Consider the following 18,008-nt stretch of genomic DNA (forward strand, 5'->3'; position numbering starts at 1 on the left):
ACATTAATTGGACTTTGGACAAAATAATTTAGCCTATATTTAGCAACTTATAATTTATCTATTATGTAAAATAATTTACCTAAAATTATAAAAATATTAACTATAGATTAATAATAATCTTAGAAAATTAACTTAAAATACTAGCTTTGTATCAAACTTTCTATTTTGTGAAAAAACAGGGATTTTTGTCCAAAGTCCAACAATAAAAAGAACTGCAAATAAAATAGGTAAAACGGTTTACCAGATAAAGTTAGGACTTTTAGATGATTATATGCAACAACAGCTCCGTTCTCCATCTTTATCCTATTTAGAACCTTCTATAGCGTAAGTTTTGTTAGTATTATGAAGATTTATGTTGGGGGTTACCGTGTCGTTATTTTCTAAAGCTTCGCTAAGTAGCTTGACACCTCTACTATTGATATTATAATTGCTAAGATTTATATAGGTTAACTTTTCATCGGTTTGTAGTTTTTTGATAAGATCATTATCTTTAAGAAATTTAGTAGGTTTAATTATTTTAGTCATAATATTTACTCTCTAAAATTTAATAGATATTTGTAATAATTATTCATTGAAACGGTGGTTAGTATTGATAGTCAATTATCGATTTATAACCTCCTATTAGCTATATCGTTAATCATGTCTTCAATAATATCTTCAACTAATGGTAATTTAACTGGTACTTGTAAAGTAAAAGTTGTACTCTTACCTTGATGGCTGTTAACGTTAATTTTACTATTTAGTTCAAAGATAAACTGTTTGACTAAATTTAAACCTAAGCCTAAGGTTAAATCCACTCCCTCACCATTATCTTTGCTAGTAGAACAGTCAAGACTGTTTAATTGCTTATAAAGATATTGTTGTTGGTCTTGGGACATACCTATGCCAGTATCATGAACGATGAATTGCAAAATATCTTCCTTAGCACAGGTATTTTTAATATTATTTTCATTATAGATATTTTCTAATTCGAAGGTTGGAGCAGCAAAAAAATTGGTGGTGATAATAATACTACCTTTCTCGGTAAAATTAATGGCGTTACTAACTAATTGATCTAATATTGCCTCAAGTCGGTAACTATCAGCAATGACTACAGCCGCAAGATCATGCTGAAAATTAGCGACGAGCTTTATGCCTTTATAATTAGCAGATGGTATTAGTTTAGTAATAACTCTATTTACTAACTTCTTAGGATCAATTTTTTGTAAGATGTGAGGTGCTAAAGCTTTGGTAGCTGTCAAGCTTGAATGCGACTTAGCAAAGTTCAGTATATCACCGGAGTAATTGATAAGCTCCTTGGCACAATTGGTAATGTTGGCTATAGATTGCTTCTTGTTAGGATCATTCTCTACTTCATATAGTACCAAAGCACCTGACCAAATGCCGATACAGGGAGTTTTTATGCTAAGTGATACATTTTTTATAAAGTCTTGGTGGACTAAATTAGCTAATTTTAGTTTTTTCTTAACTTGTTCTAACTCAAGAGAAATGTCATTATCGATATTATTTGTTTCATTGCTAGTTTTAGTTGTGTTTTCACTGGTATTGTTATTATTTTTTTCATTTGTTAATTCGTTTTGTTGTTGATTTTTAATATCACTCGCCATACAATTAGCTCCTGTTTTCGTTTGAGAAAATGGACACTGAGGTTAGAATTGAAAAATTTCCGTTTTGTTTTCTAACCTCGGTGCTTGACATCACACTACGCGGGTCATCATCATCATTACCCTCGTTAATTAGCAGAGTCCAGCGGTTTTTTTAGAATTTATAATATTTTTTTAGAATTTTATAGATCAGTGATAAAACGGCGGCAGTGGGTGAAATTATAGTTTTAGTTAATGACTAAATAGCTAGTTAAGTAAGTGGCTAACTAGTAGCGGATTTAGCTATTTACAATATATCTCCAATATTGACTAAGTTTCTTATAGTGCTTTTGTGATATTTATGATACAATAGGTAAATTATTTTTAAAATTAGTGATTAGTCACCCTATTAGTTCACTTAAATTAAGTCTTACTTAAGCAATAATAATTATGACTGCTACTGCAAATAGGACTAGTGTTAAGAACAAGCTCTTTTGCCGCCACTTAGAATTAAATTGGAAAATCTTTAATCCTTTTTTCATACTCAGATTGGCAATCTCCGAGTGATAATTTTGAATACATCTCCAATGATTGACGACTCTCATGTCCTGAATATGGCTGAATTAATGCGTCATCTACGCCTTTTTTCTTCATCCAAGTAAAAAGAAAATGTCTTAATGTATGAGGAGATATTGAATGCTCAATACCCGCTTCTTTTGTATAGTTCATTAATATTTTTCTAATGCCTCGATCAGAATATGCCATCTTCAAACTTGATTCAAATAAATATTTTGAATCATTTCTTTTCATATTTTCTAGATGAACAGCTAATATTTCCTTAAAACTATCAGGAAACGGAACTATTCTGTCCTTCTTTCCCTTACCTTGCACAACTTTTATCTGACAATTATCTAAATCTATGTCAGATATTTTTATATTTACTAACTCAGAAACTCTCACCCCGGTATAAAGCAATGTTTTAATCATTACTATATGCTTCATATTTCTAGATTTCCATACCGTGTTGTAATATTTATTTATTTCCTCTTCCGTAGGCACATACGGCAACTTCCTTTCCTTACCACTCTTTACTTCTACATCAAGATTTTTTCTTATATGCCTGAATAATTCTCTTAAGTAATTATAATCAGGCTTTTCTTTTTTCAGATGTTTGCAAAAATATTTAGCTTTTTCTCTAACTGGCGTACGTTCTAATATCATAATAAGCAATTAAATAGTTATCCCGATTAACAAGCGTTTATTAAAATCTAACGGAAAAAGACCATAAGGATTTATATGACCTGAGAATAACGGTGTTAATGCTCTATAGTCTTCAGGCATAAACCTGTTCTGCCAATGTGGCTGTGATAATATTTGTTGAATAATCAAGGTATTGATATAAACCATACATACCTGCAACAGATGTAAACATAATACCGATAATTCCTGATCTTCAATATTGTTCGTTGCAATGTGACCTAGTTTACCGTAAAAAATAAAATCCATTACATTATTAAGGCGTTCAACAATATTTAGTCCTTCATTAACTCAATGATAGGTAAGCCACTAGTTTGACTAGTGAGACCATCAAGGCTTGGCCTTTAGATTTAGTATAAAATAAAAAGTTATCATATATAACTTCTTTGGCTTGACGGTCAAAGGAGAAAATATATGACAACATACGAAAGTTTAAATCATTCTAAATGGGATTGCAAATATCATATTGTGTTTATTCCAAAGTGTCGTAAAAAAGAATTGTACGGGAAGGTTAGAAAATATCTTGGGAACGTATTCCATGAGTTAGCTTTTCAACGTGGGAGCAAGATCATAGAGGGGCATATGGTACAAGATCATGTGCATATGCTCATCAAGATTCCTCCTAAATATTCTGTAGCTGAAGTAATAGGCTATATCAAGGGGAAAAGTGCTATAGCCGTTGCTAGGCAGTTTGGTGGACGAAAACGTAATTTTAATGGAGAAAAGTTGTGGGCTAGAGGTTATGCGGTCTCAACTGTAGGATTTGAAGAGAATCAGATCAAACACTACATTAAGAATCAAGAGCAACTTGATAGTTTAGGCTCTGACGAATCAGGAGAATTTTAATTAACAATGGCAGCCCTTTGGGCTGCTCATAACCGTCAAGCCCCTCGCTTTGCGAGGGCGTTCTGACTTCAATACGTAATTCTTCCGAGGATAAATATTTACACAAAAATATGGTTTTATTGGCTTTGCCTAGTTCTACCAGTGCCTTATATACCGGATGAGCGTAATTATTATTACTAAATCTTTTGATTAATACGGATGGTGTAACTATTCCTAGTTTTAGGGCAACCATATGTTTGACAGTCTCATCGTAATTATCTTCTAATAACTCCCAATTTATACTTCCCTTTAGGATCTCTGAAATATTTTTATATTTATTTCTATCTCTAGAATCAACGTAATACAATTTTTGCTTATTGATTGCCTTTAGTCTCGGGCATAAGGAGAAATCTAGTAAATAACTCACGGCAAAACCTATTACACTTTGTCCATGGGTATCGACAAATACACGATTCATGTCCATGTCCGTATCATGGTCAATAATGCCTTTTATCATGCTACCTACCTCTGATGAGGTGCAATCCTTTAACTGCGAGTAAATACATAATGATTTCTTGTCAACATGCCAATAAATCATTACTCCTTTCTTACCATAACGAAAATGCCATTCGCTCATTAGATTTTGATCCCAAGCAAACAGATGAGTTGAGTCACAGGCCACTGTTGTAGTAGCCTCTCCCCAAACATCAGGATTTCGTGTTTTTAAAACGTTATTAACCATTGTACGAATAGCATTTCTAATGTTTGTAGCATTAATATGGCGTTTTTTTACATAACGTAAATCACTATAATTAACATTATCATTAGCAATGCTGATTCTTTTTAATCCGGTGTTGCTACCAATGCCAAATATACATAGTAATAGTCTTCTTTGTAGATCAGAACTATTGATATTGCTGCTTTTACCAACAGTTTCAAGTTCCTTAGTAAAATTGATTCTTAGATCGCACTCTTTTAAAATATCAATTAAGTGTATACTTGACCACTTATTATTGATTTCTTGCTGTAACTTAATAATATTATCAGGTTCATCCTGTGAGTCTAAGGGAGTAAGCTTTATATTGTTACCAACTTTACTTTGTTGGATCTTTACAAACTGATTATTAGGAATATTTGCATTTAATGCATCTAAGCTGTTAGTAAGTGAAGTCTTTAATTTTTCTACGAACTCCTCGAATTTTAGCGGTAACCCAAGTAACTCATAATATGATTCTCGTTTCTCAATAAAGTCCTTCGGTAAGTCCTTATTCGGATCTCTATAACGGTAACTTTTATTAACCCAAATAGCTTTAAAACCAAGAAGTTCTTTAATCTGTTCTAATATGGCTAGTTCATAATTATATTTATTTATTCGCAATTGACCTTTTTCTATTTTAAAGATCATGCTATACCAGTTCTGTGGGATAGCTCTATTGATTGGTGGGATATTAATATAGTAAGCTAAATCTGATTCATTCCAGTATTGGTTGATAAAACGAATTGCCTTTAAGATAGGTTGATAATCAATATGATCTTCAGAAATTTGTAATATTCTTATTATCGCAAGTAGACTACCTCTATTGCCATAAGCATAGGTGGTATGCATTTTTTCTCGCACCTGAGCCTGATACCACTTACTACCACGATGTTGTAGATCTTCAATTACTTCTTCCAGCTTCTCCTGAGGCACTACCGGATAAACTTTGTCCTCAATAATGCTTTTAGGATTTTTTGCATTTAGTATAGCCAACTTTTCTAGAATATCAAACTTTCCGTCAACACGCTTAACTTCCTGAAGAATATGACGGTCTACATGCTTCTCTGCTCCGGCTCGCATCTTTTTAATTAGTTTAATCATGGTATCTATTAAGGCATCCAACAATAGCTCCAGTCTTACACTACAGAATATTGCCATGGTGGCATATTTTATAGTCGGGGCAAAATCTAGAATATTGCTAGGTGCAAAAACCATCACACGTTCATAATATTTTAATAATAATTTTCTGTCTACTGACTCTATTATGCAGTCAGATAATTTGATTTGACCTAGTAAATTGATTTTATTTATGGCACATTGAATATTCTTAATTTTAGCTCCAGAGATATCTTTTTTAAGTTCTGATAATTCTATAATGTTATTATCCTCATCACTATTTTTACTAAGAATGCGATCTATTAAAAGAAGATTTCCTTGACTTAAATTATCAAATATTTTTCTAAAAAATTGTTGTTCAAATTTTTGTTTAGCTAACGAAATGTAATTTTCTAATTGTTTGGTATTAACAATTTCTATTCTATCTTTGATGAAATATGTACGTATTTGTTCAAGTAGCACTGAATCTGAGAAATGACGCGGTATCAAGTCATCTACAAGATAATTCATTATTAATGTAATATCCTTGGCATTTGCTACACGATATCCTAAATACTGTCTGATATCCTGACGATACCTTTCTCCAGTACGTGTATCCCAGTCAAATGTAATAATTTGTGTTGGATCAATATCTAAATGTTTGGCAACCTGTAACAATAATTGCATCGAAACTGTGTTAGCTTTATTAGAGGGAAATTGTATGTATTTTTTGAAATACACTAACATTATTGCAAAAGTTAACTGATTTGATTGACCTTTCTTTTTCTTGCATAAATTTAAATCCTCTAATGATAAATTATATTGCATTTTTATCTGTTCCTAGAAATCACAGTGTCGGTATTGATTTACTCGATTTTATTCATATTACAATTATTTTGCAATATATTTTTTGCTCTAACAATAAAAAAGTGTAAACATTATTTTTTTAGGAACTGTAAGTGGCGGCAAAAGAGCTTGTTCTTAACACTGGTCCAATAGACAAAGGATGCATCAAGCTTTGGATTATAAAACTCCAGAATGTGTATATTTTGAAAAAAATATTGTATAAAAACAACAATTGAGTCAATCATTTAATTTGTGTAAGTTCATTTTTTATTTTCCAATAAATCATATTTAAAATCTCCACAAAGTATTTCAAATTGATTTAAAGCTAAAGACCAATCTTTAATAGGCATGGTCCATTTTTTGGCTGCATTTTGTAGGGATAAAAATATTATTTTTTGAATTGACTTATCATCTGGAAACACCCCCTTATTTTTGATAATTTTTCTAATTTGACGATTTACAGATTCTATAGTGTTAGTAGTATAAATTACCTTTCTGTTCTCTTCAGGAAAGGCAAAAAACGGTATTATCCCAGACCAATTACGTTGCCAAATATCAGAAATTACCGGATATTTTTTATCCCATTTTACACCAAATTGCTGAAGTTTTAAACGTGCCATTTCGTCATTATTAGCTGTATAAATTTGTTTTAGATCTGATGTGACCTCTTTTAAATCTTTATATGACACATACTTTACTGAATTGCGAACCATATGTACAATACATAATTGTACTATAGTACTCGGGAATACACTGCTTATAGCTTCTGGAAAGCCCTTTAAACCATCCACACAAGCAACATAAATTTGTTCAATTCCTCGATTCTTTAACTCAGTAACTACTTGCATCCAAAATTTAGCACCTTCATTTTTGCCTATCCAAATGCCAAGTAACTCCTTTTTCCCTTCTATATTTACAGCAAGTGCTAAATATACTGCTTTATTTATTACTATGTGATTGTCTCTAGATTTTACATAGATACAGTCCAAGTATAATATTGGATACACCCTATCTAAACAACGATTTTGCCACCTAGTTACTTCTTCTATTACCCCATCTGTTATGGTGGATATCAAGTCACCAGATACATCAGTTTGATATATTTCTTCTAAATGCCCTCGGATCTCGCTGACTGTCATACCGCGACCATAAAGGGATATCACTTTCTCATCAAATCCATTAAATCTCCTCAGCCCTTTTGGTATTAATTGAGGATTATACTCTCCTTCCCGATCTCTTGGTACTTCTACTGTCAGCTTACGACCATCCCCATCAATTACTGTCTTCTCATAGCTACCATTACGACGATTATTATCTACTTTTGCCATCTTGCTATGTTTTGAATATCCTAATTCATGATCCAACTCACTTGCTAATATTTTCTCAACTATTTGCTTCTTTAGCTGTTGAAATAAACCATCTCGACCAAATAACTCCGATGGATCTGCTTTTGATAATAATTCTTCTACTAGCTGATTACTGATGTTTAATGTATCTTTATCTGTATCTAATTTTTTAGCCATAATTCCTCCTTGCTTGCTTAAGTCAGAACGCCCTCGCAAAGCGAGGGGCTTGACGGTTATGAGCAGCCCAAAGGGCTGCCATTGTTAATTAAAATTCTCCTGATTCGTCAGAGCCTAAACTATCAAGTTGCTCTTGATTCTTAATGTAGTGTTTGATCTGATTCTCTTCAAATCCTACAGTTGAGACCGCATAACCTCTAGCCCACAACTTTTCTCCATTAAAATTACGTTTTCGTCCACCAAACTGCCTAGCAACGGCTATAGCACTTTTCCCCTTGATATAGCCTATTACTTCAGCTACAGAATATTTAGGAGGAATCTTGATGAGCATATGCACATGATCTTGTACCATATGCCCCTCTATGATCTTGCTCCCACGTTGAAAAGCTAACTCATGGAATACGTTCCCAAGATATTTTCTAACCTTCCCGTACAATTCTTTTTTACGACACTTTGGAATAAACACAATATGATATTTGCAATCCCATTTAGAATGATTTAAACTTTCGTATGTTGTCATATATTTTCTCCTTTGACCGTCAAGCCAAAGAAGTTATATATGATAACTTTTTATTTTATACTAAATCTAAAGGCCAAGCCTTGATGGTCTCACTAGTCAAACTAGTGGCTTACCTATCATTGAGTTACTTTTTTTACAGTAATCTCTTACTGCTTTCTTTGCAACTTTGTGAGTAGACCTAACCAATTGCTTGGTTAAGCCCCTCCTCAGAACCGGACATGCAGAGCTACCGCATCCGGCTCCCGAAAGGTAAGATAGGCTTGTACCCTATTTTTTTTTGTTGGTTTTAGAACATTGAAATGGTCTTCCACTTATTTGGAAAGTCGACCCTTTTGAGTATTTCAGCTAATCTTTGCCAATTCATCTTACGCTTCCCACCCATTCTATTAAACCACCCATATATTGCTCGCCTAGTTTGGTGAATAAATGAACTTACTCGTCTTTGATTATCTGATATACCATGATAATTGATCCACCCCTTTGTAGCTCTAATGACTTGCAATAATATCTGTTCTTTGCCCCTCTCATTAAGGTGACTTCGTAGATATTCTCTTAGCCCTTTAAGCTTCTCGGTAAATCGATCTTTCCTTGTGGTATATTTTAATCTCCATATGTTACCAAACCTTGATTTACCCCAATAGCAAGTAAAGCCAAGAAAATTATAACTCTTGATCTTCTTACCTTGCTTAGCTAAGTCCTCAGCATGGTATCTACCGGACTGAATCATCTGCGATTTAGCTTCATTGATGTTCAAGCCATACTTGTTTAATCTTTTGGGCAAAACCTCATAAAACTTCCTCGCGTCTTCTTCATTCTCAAAGACGAACACCATATCGTCACAATACCTCACCATTCCAGTTTGCCCTCTTATGTTTTCCTTGCTGATTTTAGCAAACCAACAGTCAATAACATAATGTAGGAAGACATTTGCCAAAATTGGTGATGTTTTAGACCCTTGGCGGCATCCTTCCTTGTTAGTAACTGTAATGCCGTTTTCTATAATTGGTGTTTCCATCAGTTTCATAACTAGTCTTAGGAATCTTTTGTCAGATATTCTCTTTCTTAGGAATCCCATCAACTCAGAATGTTTGATTGAATTGAAGCACTTAGTTATATCAATTTCAACTACAGCTCCTTTATTGAAGTTATACGTAAGTCTATTCAACTCCTTAAGTGCATCATGGGCGTTTAATTTAGGTCGAAACCCGTAAGAACATTTTAAGAATATTGGCTCGAACACTGAGTTTAATATCTTGCTTACTGCCGACTCGATTATCTTGTCTTCAAAGCATGATATTACCAAAGGTCTTTTGCCTCCATCTTCTTTTGGAATCAATGTAATTCGTGCAGGTTTAGCTTGATATTGCCCCTTGCGAATTTTAGTAAGGAGCGAGAGCAAATTTGCTTCCAACTTCTTACCATAAACCGCTTTGGTTATACCATCTATTCCTACAGCTTTCTTGCTATCAAGTTCCTTATATTGTTCTTCTAACATCTTTAAATCAATAATATGTCCAAGATTATTAAACTTTATGTCTTGATTTTGTGATGATAGCAACTTTATACGCTCAAGTTTCGTTGACCATGTATTTCCGTCTATGCTGTGTACGGTCATTGTTTCCCTCTTACGTTCTTACCTTTCTGTCAGCCCTTCGCTCCACTCCCATTACGAAGCTTCATCACTACTACAACTGACTCAGCCATCCTTAACACCATCTCCAAAGCCTTATGTTTCGGCACTTGTACTTTGAATACTTACTTAACTCAGTAAGAGTTATAAGGACTTCTCAAGTTGTGTCATTAATCTCTACAAACTCGCTGACGCCTGAGACCCCGATGGTTGAAAACTTTCGGATTTTCGCTAGTTTGACCTCTAGTTTTCTCTTGTCTACTGCGTTGTGTAGCACATCGACTTCCACTACCAATATCATTTCAGGGCTATCACGTTCACCATTTGGTTTCGGCTCGGATGTTTCGCTGTCTACGCTTTACTACTGTCGTTACCTTCAGCAGCACAAGACTCGCTATATGGTGGAGCTAGCTACTCCTTCCATAACAGGACTTTCACCCGTAAGATTAATGCACCTTATCTTGACGCACACACAAACTATAGGACAGACTCCAACAATTTAATTTTTGTGAATTATATCTCTATTTATCTAAATTTTTGTCTAGACAAAGGGGACCACCTTAGGCTTTTGGCTATGCTCTAAACGCCTATCCAAAGGTAAATTTACCGCAAAACTTTTCCCATCTGATAATTCATCTTATCAAATTTGTTATAGAACCTTACACATTCTTATTCATAATGGTGATCCTAGTTCTGCCAAATTCTCTAATGATTGGCTTCCTGTCGTTTAAGCTGCTGTCTCGATTAATTCCGTATTATTCATATATCTTGCATAGGCAAAAGGCGTATAATTCGCAGGACTCTTCTTTGCTTTGCTACTCTGCTCTTGTAGCCAATTTAAATATTTAAAGGCATTGATCTCGTTCTCACTACAAGTCTTTACTATACTATACAGACCACTATGTATCTCAGCACTATTGATTGTTTTAAAGAATAATGAATTCTTCCTTTGTAAAATAATGGTACGCAGTGATCTCTCAGCCCAATTATTATCAAGATTGCTAACTGGCATTTTGAGTCAAACCTTCTTTATTATTTATCCAATATTTCATAGCTTGTCCAAGCCTACTATTAGGCTCAACTTTCTTGTCGTTAAATAATTCGTCTATTTTAAGGTGGTCCCCTTTGTCTAGACAAAAATTTAGATAAATAGAGATATAATTCACAAAAATTAAATTGTTGTTTTTATACAATATTTTTTTCAAAATATACACATTCTGGAGTTTTATAATCCAAAGCTTGATGCATCCTTTGTCTATTATAAAAGTCCATATATTCGTTAATTGCTGTCTTTGCCTCCTTTACTGTTGTTAAAATAATCCGATAAATTTTTTCCTGTTTTAATGATCGCCAAAAACGTTCAATAAAAATATTATCTAAGGCTCGTCCCTTACCATCCATACTAATCAAGATATTATGTAGCTTTAGCATACTAATAAAATTCTCCGAGGTAAATTGTACTCCTTGATCAGTATTAAATATTTTTGGCATACCATATTTTTCTATAGCGTCTTCAAGGGCTGTTACACAAAATTCACTTTCCAAACTAATGGAGATTCGCCAACTTAGAATATAACGACTATACCAGTCAATAATAGCTACTAAATATACGAACCCTTGGCTCAGTCTTATATACGTTATATCTGCACTCCAAACCTGGTTTGGCAATACTATTTCTAATCCTTTTAGTAAATAAGGATATATTTTATGCGCTTGATTCCTCTTGCTTAAATTTATTTTAGGATAAACAGCTTCAAGACCCATTATCTTGTAGTAACGTCTAACAGCTTTACGACCTACCGAAAAACCTTGGGCTTGTAAATATTTAGCCATCCGCCGCATACCATAATATGGATGCATAGTATAGGTCTCATCAATTATTGCCATAATCTTGATATCTTGTTCACTAATACCAGTAGGTTGATAGTAATAGGTTGACCTGCTAATATCCAATAACTTACACTGTTGTACAATTGTTAACTTATTATGATTAGGCTCTATCATATTACACCTAACCTTTAATTCCAAACAATGCAGATTTTTTTTTGAGCCAGTCACACTCAACGCTTAACTGACCAATTTGCTCATATAGATTCTTGATTAACCCCTGCTGATTTGGATCAGCACTCTGTGTTTTATTCTTAAAACCTTGTACTAACAACTCAAGACCTTGTTTTTTCCAGTTACTGATCTGTGTTGCATGAACACCATACTTACTGGTTATCTGGGCTATTGTTAGCTCTCCCTTAATTGCTTCTATGACAATTTTGGCTTTCTCCTCAGCACTATATTGCCTTACTTGTTTTTTCATCTCTAGCTCTCCTTGTTTGCTAAAGAATTCTATCTCATTTTTCTTATTTTTCTGTCCAAAATATTGGAACCATTATATTGAGAAAATATCCGCATTCTTCAGGGTAATATAGTTCATTCTCTGTAAATTTTCTCTGACCATGTGACAAACAATTGATCATCACTATTATTGCCAGTAATTCTTGATCTGCTTCTGATAATACCGGGTTATTATTATTACTTGCGTCAGTCATTAATTGGATAGAATCTGTTCTATTCTTACGATTCTTTAGTACGTTACCTATATTTTCTCCACCATGCCTATTACCGGTAAAATATAAAACTATCACCTCATTATTTGCAGTCTTAGCACATATTGTAGTAGTATAACAGCTGCGTCCTTTCTTATTTTGAGTACGTAATTTCTTATTGGCTATAGTAATTTCTAAAATCCTAGCTCTAGTATCATCAAGGTTCAGTGAACTACATTCAGCAGCCATTTCCAATAATACCCCGTAAATTTCAGCTCCACCACCTTCTTGCCAAACATCTAAATATTGTTGCCAGAGCGAGCTATATGCCACAGGAACACCACTTAAACTTTGCAGCCTAGATAAACGGTAGAAAGGAGTGCCATAGGTCTTTTGTAACACTATTGCACTTCTGCTACTATTTGTCCATTTGTTGATATTTTTATTGTTCATAACTATATAATCACAAGCATTACAACGTAGCGTTTTCTTTACATATCTGTTGACTGTAATTGGAGCATTACCTGTAAATTGTAGCAATTTTCTAGCTTCACTATTATATAGTTTGCCATTACAACAGTGAGGACAGCTATCACCACTACAAAAATTCTCAGGAGTTAAATAGCTGGTATTCGCATCCTTATAATCATCAAACCCATATTTACCTTGCCAATTACTACGATCTATCTTTTTGGGCTTATCGCACTCTTCTTCATTACCACCATTCCCGTTATCAGATTCACTTGGCGGTTCTTTTAATGAATCTGAACTATCTTTTTTTTGTTATCTGCCTTAAAACCAATCAGCATTTCCTTAAGCTTATTTATACTGATATTTGATGATGCTAGCTTGTCTATTAGCTCATTACAAAATTTCACAAGTTCTACTATCGTTTGCTGTTCATCTCCCGTTAATGAACTTTCCTTGACGTGTTGTATTAGTTCTTCTCGTTCTTCAGCACTTAAGGTCGCTACTTTTGGTTTTTTCATTTGATTAATTATCATTATTATTAATATTTCAAATGTTATAATATAACTGGTACTTTTTCAACTAGTTTTTATTAATCGGTGATATTTGCATAGTAGAAACCCAAATTTATACAATAAATTCGTACTAGCAAAAAAATTAGATAGTGTTACGCAGTTTTGCTGCAAGTATACGATGATATTGTGAATTAATCACTCCGATAGCGTCATTGTGCATAAACGTCAGTTTAAGAAAACAATAATTGAGAAACCGTCATTGCGAGACTACGCAAGTAGGTCGTGGCAATCCATAAAACTTGTCATATGGATTGCTTCAATGCTACTAAAGTAGCTTCTCGCAATGACGTTTGAGGTTTACGCACTCCTCGCGACGGTGTAGCTGATAAAGAAGCGTTGCATCACCATAACTAAAAAACCGCATTTTTTGATCTATAGCATATTTGTAGATATTAGTTATTTCCTGATAGCCAGCAAATGCACAAACTAACATGAATAATGTAGATTTTGGCAAATGAAAATTGGTAACTAACATATCGACAATTTGAAATTTAAATCCTGGTCTAATAAAAATGGCTGTTTCAAATCCACCATTTGTTATTTGCCCATTATTTGCTATGGCGTTACTTTCTAATGCTCGTAAGGTGGTAGTGCCGACGGCTATTATTCGTCTATTTTCTTTTTTTGCCTTATTAATCATATCTTCAGTTTTTTTATCTATATGATAATACTCTGAATGCATTTGATGTTGATCAATATCTTCAGTTTTAACTGGTAGGAACGTCCCTGCCCCAACATGCAAGGTAATAAAGGCAGTTTCAATATTTTTTGCTTTAACTAATGCCAACAATTGTTCGGAGAAATGTAGCCCTGCAGTTGGGGAGGCTACTGCTCCAGGGTTATTGCTATAAACTGTTTGATATCTATTATAGTCAAATTCTTCTGAATTGCCTATATCATCCTCTAGATTAGCGTCCTTTGGTAACCTTTCTCCCCTTTTTATATAAGGAGGTAGCGGAATTTCACCATATTTCTCTAAAAACTCAAAAATTGAGATATTATCTAGAGCAAAAGCCACCTCAACTTGTCCCATTCCAAGCTTTTTACTTATAATAATCTTATTACCAGCAAACTCAAACTGATCTTCAATGGCAAGTCTTTTTGATGGTTTGGCAAAACCATGCCAATAATTATCACTTATTGCCTTGTTTAGGTATAATTCGATCTTTTTACCAGCTTTATTCAGTAGCAATTTGGCGTTAATAACTTTAGTGTCATTAAATACCATTAAATCACCAGGGCATAGATAATCGATTATATCATGAAACTTGGTTTGCACTAAGTGATTATTTGGGGCAGCTACCAATAAATTAGACTCATCTCGTTTTTTTGCTGGGTTCTGGGCTATTAATTCACTAGGTAAGGTAAAATCAAAATCAGATAACTTCATTAGACCTCCTGCAAAACTCTACTTCTGCTGGTAATTTGTGCGTGATACCGGTACTCTGCTCCTCACGTACACTTAAGTACGCTGCGGTTCTCCGTTCCGTGTCTCCTACAAATTCCTCAGCATAAGCGAGTTTTGCAAGAGGTCTATTCAGGCAATACTTCCTTATCGTCACTATCATCTTGCATATTCTCTTCTTCTGTTTCAGGACTTTCAGCAATCAACGCAACAGAAACTACTTTTTCTTCTTGCTCAGTTTTAAATAATATTACCCCGCTAGTATTACGTCCAGTGATACGTACCGATTCAAGTTTACACCTAATTAGTTTGCCGTTATTAGTAATTAGCATCAACTCATCAGATATATTAACCGGCATTACGCCAACAACCAAGCCTGTTTTATTAGACACATCCATATTAACAACACCGCTCCCACCACGATTAGTAATCCTATACTCATATGCCGAACTTCTTTTGCCAAAACCATTTTCCGTAACAGTGAGGATAAATTCTTCAGACAGTGCCATTTCCAAAATTTGTTCTTTAGTTAAATTTACCCCATATTCTTCCGGAGTAAATTCTTTACCATCAGCTATTAACAATCTTTCCTCTAGAGGAATTGATCGGTAAGTTTCTCTTTCATCCATAGTGCAGGAGATGCCTTTTAATATGGTCATAGAGATAACATAGTCGCCTGAAGCAAGTCTCATCCCTCTTACTCCATCAGAAGTGCGGCTTTTAAATACCCTAACTGAGCTAGCAGGGAATCTTATAGCTTTACCAGATTTTGTTGCCAGTAACACATGATCTTCATTTTTACAAACTTTAACATCTATTAAAAGGTCATTATCATCAAGCCTAATAGCAATTTTACCATTTGATTGAATACGTTTAAAGTCTGATAAATCATTTCTCCTGATATTACCTTGGCTTGTAGCAAAAATAATATTCAAACTATCCCACTCATCCTGATTCTCAGGTAATGGCATAATATTATTGATATGCTCTCCTTTTTTTAAAGGTAAAATATTGACTATTGGTCTGCCCTTACTCTGAGGATTACCGAGCGGTAATTTGTATAATTTTAAGCTATATACTTGACCAATATTTGAGAAAAACAACATTGGTGTGTGAGTACTACCAACAAATATTTGAGTAGTAATATCCTCGTCTCTCATTGACAGCCCTGACCTGCCCCTCCCTCCCCGGTTCTGTGCTCTATAGATAGCAAGAGGTACGCGTTTAATATAACCGCCTAATGTTACGGTCACAACCATCTCTTCTCTTTGGATAAGATCCTCTATATCCTGATCGAAGTCACCAAATTCAATACTAGTAAGACGTGGTGTAGCGAATTCATCTTTAATTCTAATTAACTCGTTTTTTAAAATTTCTAGAAGTCTCTCACGTGATGATAAAATAGCAGTATAGCCTGTAATTTCCTCAGCAATTTCTGCCAGATCATTTTCTAATTTATTCTTCTCCATAGCAGTTAAACGTTGTAACCGCATTTCAAGAATAGCTTTTGTCTGTGTTTCAGTAAAATAACAGTTACCATCATCGGCTATCACCGCTCTATCATCAACAAGTTTTACTAAATTTATGATAGTTGAGGCATCCCAAGTCCTTTGCATTAATTGCTCTTTAGCACTTGCCGGATCACTTGAAGATTTAATAATTCTAATAACTTCATCAATGTTACTAACTGCAATAATTAGTCCCAATAAAATATGAGCTTTATCCCGAGCCTTATTTAATAAATATATCGTTCTCCGAGTGATTACTATTTCTCTAAAATTAACAAAAGCCGCTATTACTTCTTTTAAGTTCATAACTTCTGGTAGCCCATCTTTTAGAGCTAACATAATCACCCCAAAACTGGTTTGTAACTGAGTATAAGAATATATTTGGTTTAGCACTACTTCGGCTACCACGTCTTTCTTTATTTCAATTACTACTCTAATACCATCTTTATTTGATTCATCTCTAAGATCGCTGATACCCTCTATCCGTTTTTCTTTGACTAATTCAGCAATTTTCTCAACTAATTTAGCTTTATTAACCATATATGGTATTTCTGTAATAATAATAGCCTGTCTATTATTAGCAATCTCTTCAATTTCTGCCCGACCTCTAGTTATAATACTCCCCCTGCCCGTTAAATAAGCTGACCTAATACCGCTTGTACCAAGCACAATACAAGCAGTAGGAAAGTCAGGTCCTTTAACCACTGACATAAGATCTAATATTTCTATATCATTATTCTCAACATATAGGCAGCAAGCATCAATAATTTCTCCAAGATTATGAGGTGGAATGTTAGTAGCCATACCCACAGCAATACCATTAGTGCCATTCACTAAGAGATTTGGAAACATTGATGGCAATACTGTAGGCTCTCTCTCAGAACCATCATAATTTGGAGCAAAATCAACGGTTTCTTTGTCAATATCTTCAAGCAATGTATGAGTGACTTTTGCCATCCTTGACTCTGTATACCTCATAGCAGCAGGTGCATCACCATCTCTCGAACCAAAATTACCCTGTCCATCAACTAGTGGTAATCTTAAAGAAAAATCCTGTGCCATTCTTACTAATGAGTCATAAATTGCCACATCACTATGTGGATGATATTTACCCATTACATCACCGACAATTCTTGCTGACTTACGATGAGGTTTGTTAAAATAATTAGAAGCTTCATACATTGCATAAAGAACTCTACGATGCACTGGCTTTAGACCATCGCGTACATCTGGAATAGCCCTACTGACAATTACACTCATTGCATAATCTAAGTATGAGCCTTTCATCTCATCTTCAATGTTAACAGATATTAAGTTTTGATGATCTATAATAGCCACAGTTAGAACCCACATTTATTAAAGTAATATTCGAATGGTTTAAGTATAGTACATATTCGGAAAGAAATCTATTGTTGAATGAGCATAGACTAGCTAACCTGAGTTTGACGTAAGCACCAAACAAAATGCTAAGCATTA

16 protein-coding genes and 2 pseudogenes are annotated in these 18,008 nt (G+C 34.1%); 2 read left to right on the forward strand and 16 right to left on the reverse strand.

Annotated elements, in window-relative coordinates:
- Positions 1-202: 202 nt before the first annotated feature.
- Positions 203-328 (forward strand): annotated as a pseudogene (locus tag NBW66_RS15335) (IS701 family transposase); the annotation flags it as partial.
- Here NBW66_RS15335 and NBW66_RS11180 read toward each other — a convergent pair.
- The 4 genes and pseudogenes from NBW66_RS11180 to NBW66_RS11195 all read right to left on the reverse strand — a co-directional run.
- On the reverse strand, positions 304-525 hold the full coding sequence (locus NBW66_RS11180; protein ID WP_250311028.1) for a hypothetical protein: 222 nt from the start codon (positions 523-525) through the stop codon (positions 304-306). The pseudogene NBW66_RS15335 and the gene NBW66_RS11180 overlap by 25 nt on opposite strands.
- Positions 526-608: 83 nt before the next feature.
- A complete protein-coding gene (locus NBW66_RS11185; RefSeq protein ID WP_250311029.1) occupies positions 609-1,607 on the reverse strand; it encodes a sensor histidine kinase in 999 nt (332 codons plus the stop codon).
- Positions 1,608-2,093: 486 nt separating this feature from the next.
- On the reverse strand, positions 2,094-2,804 hold the full coding sequence (locus NBW66_RS11190) for a tyrosine-type recombinase/integrase (RefSeq protein WP_250310731.1): 711 nt from the start codon (positions 2,802-2,804) through the stop codon (positions 2,094-2,096).
- A 9-nt stretch (positions 2,805-2,813) separates the two neighbouring features.
- Positions 2,814-3,131 (reverse strand): annotated as a pseudogene (locus NBW66_RS11195) (Tn3 family transposase); the annotation flags it as partial.
- Between the two features lie 123 nt (positions 3,132-3,254).
- Between NBW66_RS11195 and tnpA (NBW66_RS11200) the strand changes: the two are divergent.
- Positions 3,255-3,686 carry an IS200/IS605 family transposase gene (gene tnpA, locus NBW66_RS11200; protein ID WP_250310729.1) on the forward strand — a complete coding sequence of 144 codons (432 nt, stop codon included), beginning with the start codon at positions 3,255-3,257 and terminating at the stop codon, positions 3,684-3,686.
- Here the strand turns inward: tnpA (NBW66_RS11200) and NBW66_RS11205 are convergent.
- The 12 genes from NBW66_RS11205 to gyrA all read right to left on the reverse strand — a co-directional run bounded on the left by NBW66_RS11205 (position 3,631) and on the right by gyrA (position 17,870).
- A complete protein-coding gene (locus NBW66_RS11205) occupies positions 3,631-6,345 on the reverse strand; it encodes a Tn3 family transposase (protein ID WP_250310728.1) in 2,715 nt (904 codons plus the stop codon). The two genes, tnpA (NBW66_RS11200) and NBW66_RS11205, sit on opposite strands and share 56 nt — an antisense overlap.
- A 278-nt stretch (positions 6,346-6,623) precedes the next feature.
- A complete protein-coding gene (locus NBW66_RS11210) occupies positions 6,624-7,886 on the reverse strand; it encodes an IS256 family transposase (RefSeq protein WP_250310691.1) in 1,263 nt (420 codons plus the stop codon).
- Between the two features lie 88 nt (positions 7,887-7,974).
- Positions 7,975-8,406, reverse strand: a complete 432-nt coding sequence (gene tnpA, locus NBW66_RS11215) for an IS200/IS605 family transposase (RefSeq protein WP_250310729.1) — start codon at positions 8,404-8,406, stop codon at positions 7,975-7,977.
- 286 nt (positions 8,407-8,692) lie between these two features.
- Entirely contained in the window at positions 8,693-10,021 is a 1,329-nt protein-coding gene (locus NBW66_RS11220; protein ID WP_250310618.1) for a reverse transcriptase domain-containing protein, read from the reverse strand.
- A gap of 742 nt (positions 10,022-10,763) precedes the next feature.
- The gene (locus tag NBW66_RS11225) at positions 10,764-11,048 is read right to left on the reverse strand and encodes an IS66 family transposase (RefSeq protein WP_250311030.1); all 285 of its coding nucleotides are present in this window, start codon (positions 11,046-11,048) and stop codon (positions 10,764-10,766) included.
- Positions 11,038-11,202 carry a hypothetical protein gene (locus NBW66_RS11230; RefSeq protein ID WP_250311031.1) on the reverse strand — a complete coding sequence of 55 codons (165 nt, stop codon included), beginning with the start codon at positions 11,200-11,202 and terminating at the stop codon, positions 11,038-11,040. Before NBW66_RS11230 ends, NBW66_RS11225 begins: the two co-directional genes overlap by 11 nt.
- A 19-nt stretch (positions 11,203-11,221) precedes the next feature.
- Positions 11,222-12,040 (reverse strand): IS3 family transposase, encoded by an 819-nt coding sequence (locus tag NBW66_RS11235; protein WP_250310664.1) that lies wholly within the window; start codon positions 12,038-12,040, stop codon positions 11,222-11,224.
- 7 nt (positions 12,041-12,047) lie between these two features.
- Complete coding sequence (locus NBW66_RS11240) at positions 12,048-12,347, reverse strand: transposase (RefSeq protein WP_094649795.1); 300 nt, start codon at positions 12,345-12,347, stop codon at positions 12,048-12,050.
- A gap of 43 nt (positions 12,348-12,390) precedes the next feature.
- Complete coding sequence (locus tag NBW66_RS11245; RefSeq protein ID WP_250311032.1) at positions 12,391-13,029, reverse strand: IS66 family transposase; 639 nt, start codon at positions 13,027-13,029, stop codon at positions 12,391-12,393.
- 302 nt (positions 13,030-13,331) lie between these two features.
- On the reverse strand, positions 13,332-13,565 hold the full coding sequence (locus tag NBW66_RS11250) for a hypothetical protein (protein ID WP_250310741.1): 234 nt from the start codon (positions 13,563-13,565) through the stop codon (positions 13,332-13,334).
- Positions 13,566-13,884: 319 nt separating this feature from the next.
- Positions 13,885-15,009, reverse strand: a complete 1,125-nt coding sequence (gene queA, locus NBW66_RS11255) for a tRNA preQ1(34) S-adenosylmethionine ribosyltransferase-isomerase QueA (RefSeq protein ID WP_250311033.1) — start codon at positions 15,007-15,009, stop codon at positions 13,885-13,887.
- 143 nt (positions 15,010-15,152) lie between these two features.
- Positions 15,153-17,870 carry a DNA topoisomerase (ATP-hydrolyzing) subunit A gene (gene gyrA, locus NBW66_RS11265; protein ID WP_284346687.1) on the reverse strand — a complete coding sequence of 906 codons (2,718 nt, stop codon included), beginning with the start codon at positions 17,868-17,870 and terminating at the stop codon, positions 15,153-15,155.
- Positions 17,871-18,008: the final 138 nt, after the last annotated feature.

The sequence above is a fragment of the Rickettsia endosymbiont of Oedothorax gibbosus genome, assembly GCF_936269705.1.
In the GTDB taxonomy this organism is placed as follows: Bacteria; Pseudomonadota; Alphaproteobacteria; order Rickettsiales; family Rickettsiaceae; genus Tisiphia.